This is a genomic window from Paenibacillus sp. NPDC056933, from assembly GCF_042674385.1.
In the GTDB taxonomy this organism is placed as follows: domain Bacteria; phylum Bacillota; class Bacilli; order Paenibacillales; family Paenibacillaceae; genus Paenibacillus.
This window is the reverse complement of the sequence record NZ_JBHUQN010000006.1, coordinates 200,291-216,271: the sequence shown is the minus strand read 5'-3', so window position 1 is coordinate 216,271 and position 15,981 is coordinate 200,291. Positions and strand designations below refer to the sequence as shown.

The following is a 15,981-nucleotide window of genomic DNA, read 5'->3' as shown; positions in this document are numbered from 1 at the left end:
AGTTGACAGTTTTTTGTCGCATTAACAAGGGTATTATTGTTTCTGAGTGAGGGGGCTTATATTGAATCTCACACATGCTCCAGGTCAATAGATTGATGAGATTGGGATTTGAGATATTCTACTGGAGATGCGCCGAAGTGTGCCCGGAACACCCGATGGAAATAAGAGTAGCTTGCAAAGCCGCAAGTTTCGGAAATATGCTCAAGCGTCATATCGCTATATTTCATACGCTCCAGTGCAGCATTCAGGCGGATTTCAATCGCATACTGGATCATCGTTTTGCCATAATGCTCCTTGAACAGACGAACCGCACGGGACAGACTGAGTCCTGCATAACGTGCCGCTTCTTCGAGCTTGAAGGTAACCGTAGCATGCTCTTCAATGAATCGTTTCAGCTTCAGTGTCGAGGAAACCGACCGATCCGTCTGGATATTCTCCTTGATGGCCCGATCGATATACAGGCACAAACCGCGCAGCAATGCGTCACTCAGTTCTATATTTTCCTCCAGCGGCCCGCGCCGTTTCTCCAGAAGCATATTACGCCACAGATTAATCAATTTGTCATCCAGGCCGATGCGACTTACAGTGGACCGATGCTGCCGTTTCCACCAATTCTCAATCCATGTCCCTTCACAGAACACATAATAGTCTCCGCTCGACAATCTGCCCTCCTTGTGAGGTTCTTCGACCACGAGATGATAATCGTCTCCCGGCTTTAACAGCAGCAGGTCCCCGCCAGTCATTTTGAATTCTTCATCCTGTACATATACCTTGCAAGAGCCCTCCGTTTGCAGACGGAACAAATAAGTCTGCAACTCGCCCTTCATATTATGGTTAAACGCCTTGTAGTGATACGAGTAGTCGCAGATCAGTACTGAGGTTTCCAAAAGATGTATCCTCCATATTTAAAAAAATGATCAGATAGTTCATGTTCTGACGATATTGTATATGTTCATTCTAGCCTGTTTTGCGTTAGGATGATACCAGATAGAGCAATGAAAGCAAATTTGAGAGCAGAGGTGCATCTATTATGAAAAAACTTAATATTGGTTTGCAATTGTTTACGCTTCGTGATGAAACTGCAGCGGATTTCCGTGGAACGTTGCGCAAAGTAGCAGAGCTTGGTTATGAAGGTGTCGAATTCGCCGGATATGGTGATATTCCTGCCGAAGAAATGAAAGCGCTATTGGATGAGCTTGGGCTGAAAGGTTTCAGCAGCCACGTCTCATTGCATGCCATGCGTGAGGATCTGCAAAAACAAATCGATTACCTCAAAACGATTGGGGCTCAATATATGATCTGCCCTTACCTGATGCCTGAAGATCGCCCAGAGAATGCAGAAGGCTGGACCAAACTGTTCAACGAATTGCAACAATATGGTGCAGAAGCGACCAAACAAGGTCTGATCTTCGGTTATCATAACCATGATTTCGAATTCCACGGTCAGGTTGGCGACGATAATGCCTTTGATGCGATGTTTGCTCAAACGACACCTGAAGCCGTTCAAGTGGAAATGGACGTATGTTGGGTACAATTTGCTGGACAAAATCCGATTGAATATATTAATAAATATGCAGGCCGTCTGCCATTGCTTCACTTGAAAGACTTCAGCAAAGATGATCAAGGCCAGATGAAGACACTCGAACTGGGACAAGGTTCGGTTAATCTGCCAGCAGTAATTGAAGCATCTACAAATGCAGGTGTAGAGTGGTTGATCGTGGAACAGGACGTATGTCAGAATCCACCGCTTGAAAGCGTAGCCAACAGCTATAACTGGTTGAAAGAGAACTACCTGAACCAATTCTAATCTGAGCATTTTGCATAATTCCCATGAACGATAAGAATCGAATTATGCAAAATGCAAATCTATTTATTAAAGGGGATATCTGTACATGAGTAAAATTAAAGTTGCTGTATTCGGCTGTGGAGCCATTGCCGAGCGCAGACATATTCCAGAGTATGCTGCTAATGAGAACGTAGAACTTGTGGCTTTTGCCGATCCGATCGTGGAGCGTGCGGAGAAGATGGCTGAAACTTACGGTGGTAAGGCTTATTCCAGCTACGAAGAATTGCTTGCGAGCGAAGAGGTGGATGCAGTCAGCGTTTGTACGCCGAACTACCTGCATGCTTCGATGTCAATTGCTGCTGCTAATGCAGGCAAGCACGTGTTGGTGGAAAAGCCAATGGCAGTATCTACCGAAGAAGGCGAGCAAATGATCGAAGCTGCCAAGAAAAACGGCGTCTATCTGATGGTTGGACACAACCAGCGTTTGATGCCTCCACACGTGAAAGCCAAAGAAATTCTTGACTCCGGCAAACTCGGCAAAGTCCTGAATTTCCGTACTTCCTTTGGCCATCCGGGTCCGGAAGGCTGGAGCGTAGACGGAGCAGAGAGCTGGTTCTTCCGCAAAGAAGAAGCGATTATGGGAGCCATGGGAGACCTGGGCGTGCACAAGTCGGACTTTATCCGTTATTTGCTGGATGATGAAGTGTCCGAAGTTGCTGGTTTCATCAGCACATTGCATAAAGAAAACACGAAGGTGGACGATAACGCGACTTGCCTGCTGCGCATGAAGAGCGGTGCGATCGGTACACTGGTAGCGAGCTGGACACAATACAGAGCAGGAGATAACAGTACGGTTCTGTGGTGTGAGAATGGTGTGATGAAGATCGGAACGGTAGAAGGCGACGAGGTTATCGTTGAGTTGACTAACGGTACGGTGGAAACATACAAAGTTGGCGCGATGGCAACTAACGAGAAGCAAGTACCGAGCGGCGTTATTGACGCTTTTGTGGAATCGATTGTAACGCAAACACCTCCAAGCATTTCCGGTGAGGAAGGTCTGCGTTCCCTGCAAGTCATTTTGGCAGCATTTGAATCCGAGAAGACAGGTCAGATCGTGAAGCTGTAATCCGAATGATGAATAATTAAATTTATAAGATAAAGGGACTGACCACTTCGCTTATCGCGGAATAGTCAGTCCCTTAACACTTTAAGTAAGAATGAATGCGTGGAGGTCCGTATTAGACGCTAGGCTTCACATCACTGCCGAGATCCAGCCATGCCACTTCTTCAGGAGATAGAGTGATGCGTGATCCTTCGTCACAGGAGAGCAGCTCTGCCTGATTCTGGGCACCTATCAACGCACAGGTTGGAAACGGCTGATTCAATACATAAGCGAGAGCAATCTGGATCGGTGAAGTCTTCTTCGTCTCGGCCAGCTGTTCAGCCCGGTGCAACCGTTCCCAGTTACCATCACTGTAAAATACACGAACCAGATCTTCATTGTCCCGTACTTCAGGTGTGAACCGTCCGGTAAAGAAGCCGCGAGCTTGGGATGACCAGGACAGCAATGGCAATTGGGTCTGCTGATGCCATGCGAGCGTTTCGGCATCTGCTGATACACAGCCAGCCCAGAATGGTTCATTTGCTTTGGCAAGACTGAGATTCGGACTGCTGAATGTAAAACCTTTCAGGCCGTTAGCAGCTGCATATGCATTCGCTTCCTCCAGTCTTTGCCAAGTCCAGTTCGAAGCGCCAATCGCGCCGATTTTACCGGATTCAATATGTTCGTTCAGGGCTTCAAGAATAACACCAACAGGGATGTTTGGATCATCCCGATGCAGGGCATACAGCTCAACATGTTCTGTCTGAAGGCGCTCCAGACTTGTCAGTAAGTCACTGCGGATGGCATCAGCATTAACACGGGGTCCGTTTTGGTCATGATGCGCCCCTTTGGTCAAAATAACGATCTCGTTGCGGTTACCGCGTTCCTGCATATAACGTCCGAGCACTTCTTCACTTTGCCCGCCACAATAAATATGCGCGGAGTCAACAGTATTTCCGCCAATCGCAAGAAAGGCATCCATGTTCGTAGCTGCTTTCTCATAGGCATCATGGTAGAAATAATCCGTTCCTTTAATCAATCGGGAGATAGGTTTGCCTGCACCAGCAATCTCAATGTATTCCATAAATTAGTTCATCCTCTCTTCTTATAGTGTAATTCGTGTACGTTCTTCTGCCGAACGAAGACATGCTTCAAGTACCCTCATATTGGCAACTGCATCGGAAGAAGCGAAACGAAGGTCTTGACCTTGGAGCACAGCACGGGCCATATCGTCTCCCTGAAGAGAATAATGGTTTACCTGCGGGACTTCAATCTCCTTGCGTTCGCCGCCGGCTGTTACGAAGAAGTTTGAACTGCGGTCCAGATTGCTGATATATGCGGAAGGTACCTCGATAATGCCATCTGATCCAAGGATCTCAAGTGTGTTGCGGAAGGCAGCCCACATGCTGCTATCAAACGTTACCCCAACATGGTTATCGAATTCGAGCAGGCCGGAAGCCATCATATCCACCTGATCATGTTCAGGCGAGAACATGCCAATGACCGTTACCGCAGAGGGCTCTTGACCAAGCAGCAGCCGTGCTGCACTGATGGAATAACAACCGATGTCATAGAGGGCACCGCCGCCCCATTCACGCTTGAAGCGGACATTGCCGGACGAACCGGAATTGTTGAAGGAAAATGTACTGTGAATGCCGCGAATTTCACCAATTTCACCGCTGGAAATAATATCCTTGATCTGGTTATAACGTGGATGATGCCGGTACATAAACGCCTCGGCGAGGTGTACGCCAGCTTCTTCACAGGCTTGCACCATATCCTGAGCTTCCTGTTCAGTCAGTGCCAGTGGCTTTTCACACAAAATATGTTTTCCAGCTTCCGCGGCGCGGAGTGTCCACTCGCGGTGAAGATGGTTTGGAAGTGGAATGTATACAGCATCAATGGAATCGTCTTGCAGCAAAGCTTCATAGCTGCCGTATGCTTGGGCAATCCCGAGCTTGTCAGCGGTTTGTTTTGCTTTTTCTTCATCCCGGCTGGCAATGGCGGTCACTTCATTCAACTCCGATTGCTGCAAGCCAGGGATAACGGAGCCTACAGCAATGCTAGCGCTACCAAGAATCCCCCAGCGCAATTTACGTTCTGTATTCATTGTTGTCTCCTCCTGTTTATGAATGTATATTGTGATTATAAGTAATAGATCAATGAATTAAAATGATAATATATTGAATTCGGTTAACACAATATTGTTTAGAAAGGAGAAATCTCTATGATGAGACAAACGGTATTGCTTACCTTGCAGGATATTCCTTATTTTTGTTACCCGGAATCTGTTGGCCATTATATCGATCACCCTGAGCATATCGTATTACGAGAGGCCGGCGCTCTTAACAATTTCAACATTCACTACGTTGCTGCGGGCAAGGGATATGTGGAAGTGGATGGGGTGGTGCATGAACTTCGCGCAGGTCAGGCGGTATTATATTTTCCGCAGCAGCGGCAGCATTACTATAGCAGCGAAGATGATCCCTGGGATGTACGATGGGTTCATTTTTACGGTGAACGCCTGCATGATTATATGATCGAACGGGGGCTTCATCGCAATCTGCTGTGGACGTTACGCCAGCGGAATTCCTGGGAAGAAGCCCATATGGCTCTGTTGACGGAAGCTGAGCAGAACAGTATGCTTCGCCCAGCTCAATTATCCACGCTGACCTATGCTGTACTGGCCGAGTTCGTTCAGCATGCCATTCCGCTGAAAAGTACACGCACAAGCAAGGCGGAGAGTCGTATTCTGGGGCTGCTCCCACAGATGCAGCAGGAGGCCTGCCAGCCGTTTCTGCTCCAGGATTGGGCGGATATGGCGGGGGTCAGCTCATATTATTTCTGCAAGATGTTCAAGAGCGCGGTGGAGATGACACCGATGGAATTCATCACACGTTCACGGTTGCAGATGGCGAAGCAATGGCTGCTGGAACGGCCAACGGCCAACATTGGGCAGATCGCAGAGGAAGCTGGGTATCCCAATGCCAGTTATTTTAACCGCCAGTTTTTGGCGCATGAGGGCATGACACCTACGGATTATCGCGGGCTTTACCATAGCTAAGTTGCATGATATCGATTTGTTTCATTTGTCGGAATTCATGAAGTTTGACAGAGTGTTCGATCAAGTCTATTATAGATAAATTAAATCCGTATATAATGAGGTGCCCTCATGAAATATTCAAAAGCGACAAACTATGCGCTGCATACGATGCTTTTTCTGGTTGCGACTGAACCGGAACAACTGGTCAGTGTACATCAATTAGCAGACATGCAGAAGGTCTCTCCAACCTACCTGTCCAAAATATTGACCAAACTGGTCAAAGCTGGCATGATCGAATCGACTTCTGGTGCCAATGGAGGTTATCGGCTTAGCCGTAAAAATCCCGATCCTTCCTTTCTGGAGATTATCCATGCCATTGAAGGTCAGGCTTCGCTGTTCGAATGCTCGCAGGACCATAATGAAGGCTGCCTGATTCAGCAGGTGATGGTTCGTGCGGAGGAAGAGATGGAGAGCTATTTGAACAATAAAAAAATGTCCGAGCTGGCTGCCCAGATGAAAGCTGCACACTCCGTATAACCCTTATTACCAGAATCAGAAGTGAAATCAACCCTTTAGCCGAGCCGGTCCAAGGCCAAATTGATAATCTTTCCTTCACCTCCACAGAGGTATGGAAAGATTTTTTGTTTCCCCCGATTGGAAATCGTCAGGCATCCGGTCAAAGGAACCAGGGAGCGTCAGGTTCATTATTTAAGGATATTCTGAAGGTGTATACGAAGCGGGATGGATTTTATCTCTGTTATGTATTTCTGGCAGTTGGGCTCATGAATGCCATTGTGCCTAATTTGAGCGGAGTGGTACAATAAGGAAGAAATGTTGTTATTACATATTCGCTTACATCTTAGATTTCTGGAGGGACAACACATGAGCCAATCAATCATTACAGGACTGGAAAAACTGCTTGCACTGGAAGACATCCGCAACACCAAAGCGCGTTATTGCCGTTATATTGATACGAAGCAGTGGGATACATTGGGCGACGTGTTCGCACCGGACGCCGTAGCTGATTTCAGTTCAGAAGGCAATCCAATACCGGTATTAACAGGCCGTGACACCATCGTTCAAGTATTCCGCGATCTGGTGGATGCTGCCGTAACTGTGCATCATGTACATAGCGCCGAAGTTGAATTTGTATCCGAGAATGAAGCCAAAGTCATCTCCCCAATGGAAGATTGGGTGACGTTCCCTGAAGGCAATGAGAATAAATCGTTTCACGGATTTGGACATTACCATGAGACGTATGTCAGAATCGACGGTCAATGGCTCATCCAGCATACCAGCCTGAAGCGTCTTCGTCTGGATCTGTTTGAATAGTGTTTGTATTTATATAAGAGTATTAAAACGATAATAACTAAAGCCCCAAGAGCGCTATAGCTGCGTCCTTGGGGCTTTGTTTTGTTCAAGCTTTTACGTTCGCTCGGGCTTGCATTCGAGGATCTGATTATAGTGAAAGTGTCTGACGTTTCTCTTTTGAAAATTGTTGTGTGACAACAAGCATGCCGAACGAAAGCAGAACGAGCAGCAGACATACCCAATAGGAATTTCGGTAGCCCCACGCTCCAGCTGTCCATCCCCCCACCAGACTGCCAAATAATCTTCCCAACGTGGAGGCATTGGAATAGAGTGTTGACGCATAGCCGGGCATGGATGGAAGCAGATCCTGCATGTAACTGATGCCGATGGCCGAGATAACGGCGACGAAGAACGCGAGCAATAGTTGTCCGGCCAGCAAGTGCCACAGTTCCGTGGAGAACAGAACAATTACATAATAAGCGGCACCCATCAGGGAGCCCCATAACATGAGTGAGCGGTTGGGATACTTTGAGGCGAGCAGACCCAAGCCTAGCATAATGGGGATTTCAAGCCCTGCGCATAAACTGGAGATCCAGCCAACTTCGCGGGTTCCCTCGCCCAGATGGTGAATAATGAACAGTGATGCATTCAAATTATTCATCCAATGTGCCATATACAGGAGTGTAGTAATGAGAAAAGGCATATAAATTCTTGCATCCTGATGCAATTTCATGTGTATGCCACCCGTAGGTGCACGGGGGGGAGAAGGCTCGGGAGCCTTTTTTAACAGAAAGAAAAATAATAACGCATTGATCAAAAAAATAATACACGTTGAGCTGAAAATGCCGGTGTACCCAATATACGCAATCAATAAAGTTCCGATTAAAGGCCCCGTAATGAATCCTAGCGAGAAGGCGGAGCGCAAGGTTGAATTAGCCAAAGCATGATCTACGCCCGAAGCTGTATTGACAGCTTCTCTTGCAGCTGCAAACAACTGTGGCATGGCGGGAGCCCCGAATGCAGTCAGTACCGTCATATAGATAAATAATAAAGTGAAATCGTGAAGCCACAGATACCCGGCAAAAGCAAGAGCATTGCAGATCGTGGCACTCACCAGAATGACTTTGCGAGCACCGGGTTGATCCGATCGTCTGGCGATCCAGGAACTGAATGCCACACCCGCCATTAAAGTAACTGCAGTGAATAATCCAAATGTAGCAATGGATACTTCGAGGCGGGTTGTAAAGTAGACTGCCAGAAAGGGAGCGCTGATTGAAATAGCCATGCCCTGCAACAACATACAAAAGAGAAACAGTCGGTATGTAGGGATACGAAATAGTGATATAAACTTTTGAAGCTTCATGTGTGATTAGACATCCCCTTGGTTTTATCTTTTTCAAAAATACCTATACTATTTGGTTATAATATAAGAATAACAGAAAGTAATACTTATTGATTTCTTTTAGTCTAATAACAGACAAAAAAGCCAGAGATAGAGACCCCATCGGTCTAATCCCTGGCTTTCTTATATGAAGAGTCTACTATGAGATCTTTTTCAAACTGTTTAGTGTGAAGCAACGATTTTCTTCCTTGATTGCATTCTCAGATACACTTGGGAGAAAATAATGGATGCCAGAGCAACCACGGTCATGCCCCAGAAAATATTGGTGTAGGCTGATGCTAATGGCATTTGCTGCATCGCAGTCAGTGCCACGCCAGTGACGGCAACACTAAATGCACCGCTGAAGAACTGGCTAAGCTGGAACAATCCCATGCCAGCACCAACCTGATCCATCGTCAGATTGCCTGACAACTCATTGGACACACTCGTTGTTAGTGCCGAGAAACCTACGCTAAGCAAAATATATACGGCCATAATGGCATAGATGCTGTCGTCTGCAAATAGCGCGAACAAACCCGCAGCAGCGAGCAGCAGCCATGGTGCGAACTTGAGCAGCTGTGTATTGCCGTGCCGGTCAATCATGCGGCCGATCCGATTGGATAACAGCATGGACACGATTGCACCCGGGAAGATGACGAGCCCGGACTGGGCTGGAGTCAGGCCATACAGATGTGCCAAAATTTGCGGCAGCAGAAACAGTGTCGAGAAGTTGTTAATGTATGATACAATGCCCAGCGAGCTAAGCATCATGTACTTTTTGTTTTTGAACAGAGCTGGTTGAACGAATGGATCAGCCGCACGGCGAATTCGTAACCAGAACAGGACCAGTGCAGCCGCACCAACAACCAGAGTTACCCATTGTCGTGAGGTCAGGAATAACAGAATGCCGGTTGTTCCGATAGCGAGAAGCAGCGCGCCGAGCAAGTCAAACGAACCTTTTTTCGGCATTTCACTTGGAAGCAGCTTGAAAAATACAGGAATCAGAAACAGTGTTAACCCCGTAACGATAAACAGATCATGCCATCCAAGAAACTGTGTAATACTGCCGCCGATCACAGGTCCGAGTCCAAGACCCAGTGAGCTTGCAGACATGACGACAGCCATGGATTTACCCCGGCGATCGCTTGGAATATAACGAGTGATAAGAACAATGGCGAGACCCGGTACCGAAGCTGCACCCGCAGCCTGAATCAGACGCGCAATGAGCAGAATGATAAAGTGATTACTGAAGAAACCAAGTACGGATGCCGCACCAAGTAGTGTAAGTCCGGTCGTAAACAGGGTGCGAATCGGTACAAAATCCGATAGACGCGAGAATGTAATCGAGGAAATGGCAAATACGATGGAATATCCCGTGACAATCCAGGAAGAAGCCACAGATGTGAGCATAAACTCTGCTGCGATTTTGGGCAGGGCCAGATTGAACATCATTGTATTCATGACGACGAGTACAACCGTGAAGCCAAGCAGACTAACAATTAACCCTTCCTGTATTCCGGTCGTTCGTTCCCCGGATGATGCAGTTGCGGTGTTGTTCATAAAAACCTCCTAGATTGATGTGTATTGCGCAACATTTCAGAAACGGTGTGTAACATTTGCAAAATGTGGTATAGAGTGAATCCCCTTCTTGGCAGCAGGAGATATATAAACGAAATAAGTTTGTAAGTTCGATTAGTATCGAACGTTAGAAATATATCATGGAACTGTGCTAAAATACAAGGGAAGTCTGAAAAAAGGAGACTACAACATGAAAATTTTACATCATCCCCAAGTGGAAGATATTGAGCTTTCTTCTGTATTGTACGCGTTGAGTGACCCAATCCGTCTTGGCATTGTAGCGGAAGCAGCCAGAAGTGGTGAGCAGCCATGCAGTCATTTTCGTACACCTGTTGTGAAATCCACAAGGTCGCACCATATTCGGACCCTCCGGGAAGCCGGAGTCATTCGGGTGAGAGTACAGGGTACACAGCATTTCCTTACGCTGAGATCCGAAGATCTGGAAGCGCGGTTCCCCGGTCTTTTGCAGCCTTTGTTGCAAGCAGCGGCTCAGTCAAGCACCGATCATTCTTGAAACTTGTCCTTTCTTCAGGCCGAAGAGGGGACATTTTTTTTATTTTTACATATGCCCATACTGCTGCGACATTCTATGTCGTACCATACCCTCTATAATAACGGTGAACACACAAAACATATCGAAAAGAGGTTCACATACGTTGGCAAAAACAAAAAGAGGACGCGTCCTGTGGAATCTTCCTTCAAGGGGACGGGGAACATGCCCGGTGTGCAGCAGCACCCGAATTAAATTGTTATATTCGCAAACAAAAACAGATGGTACAACTCTGAAGGTATGCAAGAAATGCTTCAAAGCCGTGCAGTCCAGAGTGGACAAGGCAACCGTATAACACAACAGGCCTGTTCTTCGGAACGGGCCATGTCTTTTGGTATAATGAATATAGTAAATGGTGGGATTAAACAGGGGGCGGGAACATGAGCAATATGCATCGTATTCACTGGTTTGACGAGCAAATTCGGAGCGGACGTTTTCCGAACAGCAGCTGGCTTGCCCGTGAATTTGAAATATCCCGGCGTCAGGCTCAGCGCGATATTGAATATATGGCGATTTCCCTGCGTGCCCCCCTGTTGTATTTGGCAAAATATCGGGGGTACTGTTACGAGGATCAGACCTATCGGTTACCCCATTTATATATGACGGAAGAAGAACAAAGGGTGCTTAAGTATCTGGCACATCGTTATCGGCACTACAATTATGATCAGTCGGATGCTGTGAAGCGTGTCGCGCATTTGCTGGAGCGATTTACGCCTGAGGAACAACACACGGGGAATAGTCAGCTTCCCGTATTTATGGCGCGTCCGCAGCAGCTTCAGTTCTTTGAGTTACTGTCCCATGCGATTACTGAAACACGCAAAGTGCATATTCATTACAGGGATCATGCCGGAGAACGGCAATTCTCCTGGTGTCCCTTGAAGATGGTATCCCAGTATAATGCCGATTATGTAATCGGCTACGAGGCGGATTCTGTACAGCAAACGGCCGTCCGACTGGAGGGAATTATCCATGTATGGATCACGAATGAGACCTTTGAGTGTCAGACAGACGGGGTATTAGGTGGATGGGAAGAGGCGCTGCCTGTCCGTAAACCGTTTGTCGCTGAGATCAGACTGAAGGAAGAGCAGCAAACCGAGCTGTGGCATGGATATCGGATTCGGTCGAAGAAAGATCAGATTCTATCCATCGAATTTTATGACACGGATGCTTTTCTACAGCATTTGTTCATTAGCGAGTGGGAAGAGCTATTGTCTCCAGGATGGCTCAGGCGCAAGCTTGAAAGTCGTGTGAGTGGCATGATTGGCAAACTTGGGATGGAAGAATAAGTTTCTGAACGGGCATAAACGAACAGAGGCAGGTTGGTTATTTTTCAAGCAAAATATATAAGGAAACCACCACGGGGAGGAGAGTGTTCCTTGGCTGAAGTCATATTAGACAACTTAATGATGAAGCGGGAGTCCAAATCGTATGTAGATAGCCTGCACGGCGTATTGACTCATGCGGGTCTGTTTCAGGGTTCCAAATATGTGTTAGCCGGATATACGGGGTTGGCGTTCAAACTTTCGGTACATCGCAGACTACTGCCCATGTCGGTTACAGCCTATGGTCAATGGGGGGAATCCCATCGCCCTGGAATCGATAACTTGGGGATATTTACGATCTGGGATGGAGGACGCACGCGTCATTCCACCTTCGAATATTATCAGCGGGATGCGGTCAATTGGGTGAAGCGCAGTCTGGATGGAGGCATTGGGGTGATCTACTGGATTCCGGAATTTGGAGTCATTCATGGGTATGATGACCGTGATCGAATCTTTTATGTGCAAGACGGCTGGAGCAAGGAACCTCAGATTTTGCTGTATGACAATTTTGGATTAAACTTCACCGGATTCTGGTATTGTCAGATCTTTGGTGAGCAGGTACATATCCCTGAACAACAGATGCTGCTGGAATCACTGAGAATGGCAATTGAGGATTGGGATATTCCTTATCGACTGCTGCCTGATCGAAACATAGCTTCGGGCAGACTGGCGTATGATGTGTGGGTGGAGGCTCTTCGGAGTGGAGATTACGATGCATCAGGTGCTGCTTATATTTTGGAATCCTATTGCCAGTCCCGAACTGAAATTCAGATGTACTTGCAGGATGCGCGCGGAATATGGAACGAACTGGACCAAGCCTATGCATGCTATGAACAGCTTGGAGCGTTGATTATCCAGATGAAGGGGTGCATGGCCCAGCAGGAGAACAGATGGATGTTGCGGCTAGACGCAACAGAGAAGCTTGCACAGACTCTATTGGAAGCGAAAGCACTGGAAGAGCAGGCTGTTCATTATTTTCGCGTAATATCCCTGAAGTTTCCTGATCGTAAACGTTCCACTGTGCCACTGTGGGGGGCGCACTCTGCAAGGTAGGAAGAGGGAGGAACGGATGATGACAACCAAAGTACTACTGGATTTAATTCAATTCCCACGAGTTCCGGGTTATGCGTCTGAACACATAGCATGGAGCAGTGTGGGCTCGTATACAGATGCGATGTACCGCATTTTATTGCATAGAAAGTGGACGGATTTACCACGTCACATGATTGCAGGCATGACCGCAAGTGTGTTTCGATTAGTAGTGGATCGGTGTCTGACTATCGAATCGATCTCGGCGTATAACTGGATGGCTGAGAACTTTGTGGCGGCTGATTTCATTGGCATAACGACTGGACAACACGGGGGATTTTCGTTTGAGCCGACCTTTCCGCTCTATCAGAAGCAGGCCCTGCTGGATATCAAGGCTTCCATTGATCGGGGTGTAGGCGCTATTCTGTGGCATGACGAGTTTGTCATTTGTGCCGGATATGATGATGGGGAGCAGGTGCTGTTCATTAGTGAAAGTAACGGAAATGAAGTCATTCGTCTTCCCTATGATTCGTTTGGCAGGAACAGCACACCATACTGGTATTATCAGGTGCTGGAATCCCATAAATCCATAGATCTGTGGGAAGTATGCAAGGAATCATTAATTCAGGCCGTATACAAATGGGAGACCCATGATTACATGCTGCCGCACCATGATTATGCCTGTGGAGCGGCTGCGTATGCTGCCATTGCTGATGCTTTAGAGTCTGGAACATATGAAACTGATCATACCGCTACTGTCCTGCGCTATTATGCCAAATCAAGACTGGATATAGCCTCCTATGTTGCAGGGCTTGAGCATCTGTCGGATCAGATGGTCCATGTTATGCGGGAGTATGCGTTACTCGCAAATCTGTATTCGGAGATCATTGATGCAGTAGATGCTTCAATCTTATGGGATACGAAGCAACCGGATTGTGTACAAAGGGTGATTGAGTTTGTCCGGAAGGCAGGGGCTACGGAACAACGTGCCATTGATGCCATCAAACAAGCCTTCCCGGAGACGATTGGCAATCGATTTGAGGATATCGGATTAAGATAAATTGAACCTCAATTCGAGTTGCTCACACTTTACTGTGGCGGGGCAAGGGTCTTTACCACATTGTCAAAGACGGTATGCCAGTTGTTCGTGATGATGCTCCCGATGTATCCATCTGGACGAATCATCACTAACATGTCACTGGTGATACCGTAAATGCGAGTCAGTTTTCCAGTAGTGTCTTTGATGACGTTCTGATCTCCTTCGTTCCCGGTACTGACGACATAACGGTGCATCTCGGTCCCGCTCGTCGGCCAGATCAACTCAGGGAGAACCTTGGCAGCGCTAGCGCCGAAGGCTAACAAGGTAAAGTGAGGTCCTTGGAAGACATCGAACAGACGTTGTGCTCCTCCGGGTCCGATGCAGGGAGCATCTGGCGCCCGATCACCTACATGGAGGGTTCTGGTAGCTTTGGCTTGGTTGGAAGACAGTGGCCCACCCTGATACGAAATTCCAAGCTGGCGCTCCTCGTCTCCACGCTTAAGGCTGGCAAGACGATTTTTGTCCAGATTGGAGTAAAGTTCGCTGGATTTGCCAAGGACTCGTGCGGCAATCGGTTGACGTTCCGCCTCGTAGCTGTCAAGCAGGCTATCTGGTGCACCAGCGATGACTTGCCCTATTTTCCAGCCGAGGTTGTAGGCGTCCTGTATACCTGTATTGAGACCCTGGGCGCCGGCTGGAGTATGGACGTGAGCGGCATCGCCTGCAAGAAAGACGCGACCCGCGCGATAGTGCTCCGCAAGACGCACGTTGGGCCGGAATACGGAGGTCCAGGTAATGTCGCAGAGTCGGAACCCAGTCAGCTTGTGGAACAAAGCGGACAGTGCGGCTTCAGCAAGGTCAGGCGTCTCGTCCGGTGTCAGCCTGATCATAACCTGGAACTGATTGGAGTGTGGCAACGGGCACGCGCCGACAAACGTACCTTTGGTACGAGGCCACATATGCCACCGGCTGCGCGATAATCCTTCGATCGTGCCATCGATGATGAGCGTCCGATCTGAGTCGGTGGTATCTCCGACAAACCGAATCCCTGAACCTTTGCGAACGATACTCGAGCCCCCGTCTGCCCCTACCAGATACCTGCTGCGAACTCTCTCCCCGGAAGAGAGTGCCACCGTTACCCCATCGGCATCCTGTTCGAACCCCTCCACCGCGTTGTTAAATTCGATATGCAGCCCGTGACGTTCAAGCAGACGATGCAAAATGGCATCCGTGCGGTGCTGGGCCAGCAGAAGAATGTTCGGGTACGGTACGTCAGGCGTTGGCTTATTCCGCTGCTGCATGCGCCATGGCACAGTAAGTGGTCCAAAATGCAGACCGGCCAGAGGGTATGCACTTCCCGCAGCGTGAGTCTCATCTAGCACACCGAGGTCCTCCAAAACCTCCTGGGTGCGAGGCTGGATGCCTTTGGCACGAGAGCCCTTAAAGGAGTGTAATGCCTTGTCAACCACTCGGACACGAAGACCCCGTCTTACCAGATCTGCTGCTAGTGTGGAGCCTGTTGGACCAGCTCCAGCGACAAGAACGTCAATGTCGTAATGTTCAGTCAATTAAATTGCCCCCTTAATCATTCTTAATAAGAATTCGAATAGTTATCGTAAATATCATCTCCAACTGCCCTTCCTGAATTGGTTCAGATGTACATGCAGAACGTTTAGAAGTAACCAATCATAATATTTTCAATCTCAATATTGTTTCCGAGAAACAATATGGTTCCTTGGAATAATAGTAGTCTAATCATTATTTCTTGTCAATATTGTTTCCAGGAAACTTTAATTATGGACATGGCCTTGTTATACTGAAATGAAGCTAACTATCTTTG

General features: G+C 47.7%; 16 protein-coding genes. 10 read left to right on the top strand and 6 right to left on the bottom strand.

Annotated features, from left to right (window positions below; all coding sequences use genetic code 11):
- Window positions 1–68 precede the first annotated feature (68 nt).
- Window positions 69–887: a helix-turn-helix domain-containing protein gene (locus tag ACFTRD_RS29060; protein ID WP_379386061.1), complete on the bottom strand. Its 819-nt coding sequence runs from the start codon at window positions 885–887 to the stop codon at window positions 69–71.
- Between the two features lie 143 nt (window positions 888–1,030).
- Between ACFTRD_RS29060 and ACFTRD_RS29055 the strand changes: the two genes are divergently transcribed.
- Together ACFTRD_RS29055 and ACFTRD_RS29050 are read left to right on the top strand one after the other, a co-directional pair.
- Window positions 1,031–1,807: a sugar phosphate isomerase/epimerase family protein gene (locus tag ACFTRD_RS29055; RefSeq protein WP_192270979.1), complete on the top strand. Its 777-nt coding sequence runs from the start codon at window positions 1,031–1,033 to the stop codon at window positions 1,805–1,807.
- A gap of 85 nt (window positions 1,808–1,892) precedes the next feature.
- Window positions 1,893–2,912, top strand: a complete 1,020-nt coding sequence (locus ACFTRD_RS29050; protein ID WP_379386059.1) for a Gfo/Idh/MocA family protein — start codon at window positions 1,893–1,895, stop codon at window positions 2,910–2,912.
- A gap of 112 nt (window positions 2,913–3,024) precedes the next feature.
- Here ACFTRD_RS29050 and ACFTRD_RS29045 read toward each other — a convergent pair whose 3' ends face one another.
- Complete coding sequence (locus tag ACFTRD_RS29045) at window positions 3,025–3,972, bottom strand: aldo/keto reductase (RefSeq protein ID WP_379386057.1); 948 nt, start codon at window positions 3,970–3,972, stop codon at window positions 3,025–3,027.
- A gap of 21 nt (window positions 3,973–3,993) precedes the next feature.
- Window positions 3,994–4,998: a Gfo/Idh/MocA family protein gene (locus ACFTRD_RS29040; protein WP_379386055.1), complete on the bottom strand. Its 1,005-nt coding sequence runs from the start codon at window positions 4,996–4,998 to the stop codon at window positions 3,994–3,996.
- Window positions 4,999–5,115: 117 nt separating this feature from the next.
- On the opposite strand from ACFTRD_RS29040, the gene ACFTRD_RS29035 reads away from it, so the two are divergent.
- The 3 genes from ACFTRD_RS29035 (at window position 5,116) to ACFTRD_RS29025 (ending at window position 7,263) form a co-directional block, all read left to right on the top strand.
- The gene (locus ACFTRD_RS29035; protein WP_379386052.1) at window positions 5,116–5,952 is read left to right on the top strand and encodes an AraC family transcriptional regulator; all 837 of its coding nucleotides are present in this window, start codon (window positions 5,116–5,118) and stop codon (window positions 5,950–5,952) included.
- Window positions 5,953–6,060: 108 nt separating this feature from the next.
- On the top strand, window positions 6,061–6,468 hold the full coding sequence (locus ACFTRD_RS29030; RefSeq protein ID WP_379386050.1) for an Rrf2 family transcriptional regulator: 408 nt from the start codon (window positions 6,061–6,063) through the stop codon (window positions 6,466–6,468).
- 345 nt (window positions 6,469–6,813) lie between these two features.
- On the top strand, window positions 6,814–7,263 hold the full coding sequence (locus tag ACFTRD_RS29025) for a nuclear transport factor 2 family protein (protein WP_379386048.1): 450 nt from the start codon (window positions 6,814–6,816) through the stop codon (window positions 7,261–7,263).
- A 127-nt stretch (window positions 7,264–7,390) separates the two neighbouring features.
- On the opposite strand, the gene ACFTRD_RS29020 is transcribed toward ACFTRD_RS29025, so the two are convergent.
- Entirely contained in the window at window positions 7,391–8,605 is a 1,215-nt protein-coding gene (locus ACFTRD_RS29020; protein ID WP_379386046.1) for a sugar efflux transporter, read from the bottom strand.
- A gap of 201 nt (window positions 8,606–8,806) precedes the next feature.
- Window positions 8,807–10,183: an MFS transporter gene (locus tag ACFTRD_RS29015; protein ID WP_379386044.1), complete on the bottom strand. Its 1,377-nt coding sequence runs from the start codon at window positions 10,181–10,183 to the stop codon at window positions 8,807–8,809.
- A gap of 208 nt (window positions 10,184–10,391) precedes the next feature.
- Here ACFTRD_RS29015 and ACFTRD_RS29010 point away from each other — a divergent pair, with 208 nt between their 5' ends.
- The 5 genes from ACFTRD_RS29010 (at window position 10,392) to ACFTRD_RS28990 (ending at window position 14,162) form a co-directional block, all read left to right on the top strand.
- A complete protein-coding gene (locus tag ACFTRD_RS29010; protein ID WP_379386042.1) occupies window positions 10,392–10,715 on the top strand; it encodes an ArsR/SmtB family transcription factor in 324 nt (107 codons plus the stop codon).
- A 142-nt stretch (window positions 10,716–10,857) separates the two neighbouring features.
- On the top strand, window positions 10,858–11,046 hold the full coding sequence (locus tag ACFTRD_RS29005; RefSeq protein WP_082704262.1) for a hypothetical protein: 189 nt from the start codon (window positions 10,858–10,860) through the stop codon (window positions 11,044–11,046).
- Window positions 11,047–11,131: 85 nt separating this feature from the next.
- Entirely contained in the window at window positions 11,132–12,037 is a 906-nt protein-coding gene (locus ACFTRD_RS29000; protein ID WP_379386040.1) for a helix-turn-helix transcriptional regulator, read from the top strand.
- 90 nt (window positions 12,038–12,127) lie between these two features.
- On the top strand, window positions 12,128–13,126 hold the full coding sequence (locus tag ACFTRD_RS28995) for a cysteine peptidase family C39 domain-containing protein (RefSeq protein WP_379386038.1): 999 nt from the start codon (window positions 12,128–12,130) through the stop codon (window positions 13,124–13,126).
- Window positions 13,127–13,142: 16 nt separating this feature from the next.
- The gene (locus ACFTRD_RS28990; protein ID WP_379386036.1) at window positions 13,143–14,162 is read left to right on the top strand and encodes a hypothetical protein; all 1,020 of its coding nucleotides are present in this window, start codon (window positions 13,143–13,145) and stop codon (window positions 14,160–14,162) included.
- Between the two features lie 29 nt (window positions 14,163–14,191).
- On the opposite strand, the gene ACFTRD_RS28985 is transcribed toward ACFTRD_RS28990, so the two are convergent.
- Complete coding sequence (locus ACFTRD_RS28985; RefSeq protein WP_379386034.1) at window positions 14,192–15,709, bottom strand: FAD-dependent monooxygenase; 1,518 nt, start codon at window positions 15,707–15,709, stop codon at window positions 14,192–14,194.
- Window positions 15,710–15,981: the final 272 nt, after the last annotated feature.

Coding starts and splice junctions, on each gene's coding strand:
- ACFTRD_RS29050 (WP_379386059.1), top strand. CDS start 1,893: ATGAGTAAAATTAAAGTTGCTGTATTCGGCTGTGGAGCCATTGCCGAG.
- ACFTRD_RS29025 (WP_379386048.1), top strand. CDS start 6,814: ATGAGCCAATCAATCATTACAGGACTGGAAAAACTGCTTGCACTGGAA.
- ACFTRD_RS29045 (WP_379386057.1), bottom strand. CDS start 3,972: ATGGAATACATTGAGATTGCTGGTGCAGGCAAACCTATCTCCCGATTG.
- ACFTRD_RS29055 (WP_192270979.1), top strand. CDS start 1,031: ATGAAAAAACTTAATATTGGTTTGCAATTGTTTACGCTTCGTGATGAA.
- ACFTRD_RS29010 (WP_379386042.1), top strand. CDS start 10,392: ATGAAAATTTTACATCATCCCCAAGTGGAAGATATTGAGCTTTCTTCT.
- ACFTRD_RS29040 (WP_379386055.1), bottom strand. CDS start 4,998: ATGAATACAGAACGTAAATTGCGCTGGGGGATTCTTGGTAGCGCTAGC.
- ACFTRD_RS29015 (WP_379386044.1), bottom strand. CDS start 10,183: ATGAACAACACCGCAACTGCATCATCCGGGGAACGAACGACCGGAATA.
- ACFTRD_RS29000 (WP_379386040.1), top strand. CDS start 11,132: ATGAGCAATATGCATCGTATTCACTGGTTTGACGAGCAAATTCGGAGC.
- ACFTRD_RS29030 (WP_379386050.1), top strand. CDS start 6,061: ATGAAATATTCAAAAGCGACAAACTATGCGCTGCATACGATGCTTTTT.
- ACFTRD_RS29020 (WP_379386046.1), bottom strand. CDS start 8,605: ATGAAGCTTCAAAAGTTTATATCACTATTTCGTATCCCTACATACCGA.
- ACFTRD_RS28990 (WP_379386036.1), top strand. CDS start 13,143: ATGATGACAACCAAAGTACTACTGGATTTAATTCAATTCCCACGAGTT.
- ACFTRD_RS29035 (WP_379386052.1), top strand. CDS start 5,116: ATGATGAGACAAACGGTATTGCTTACCTTGCAGGATATTCCTTATTTT.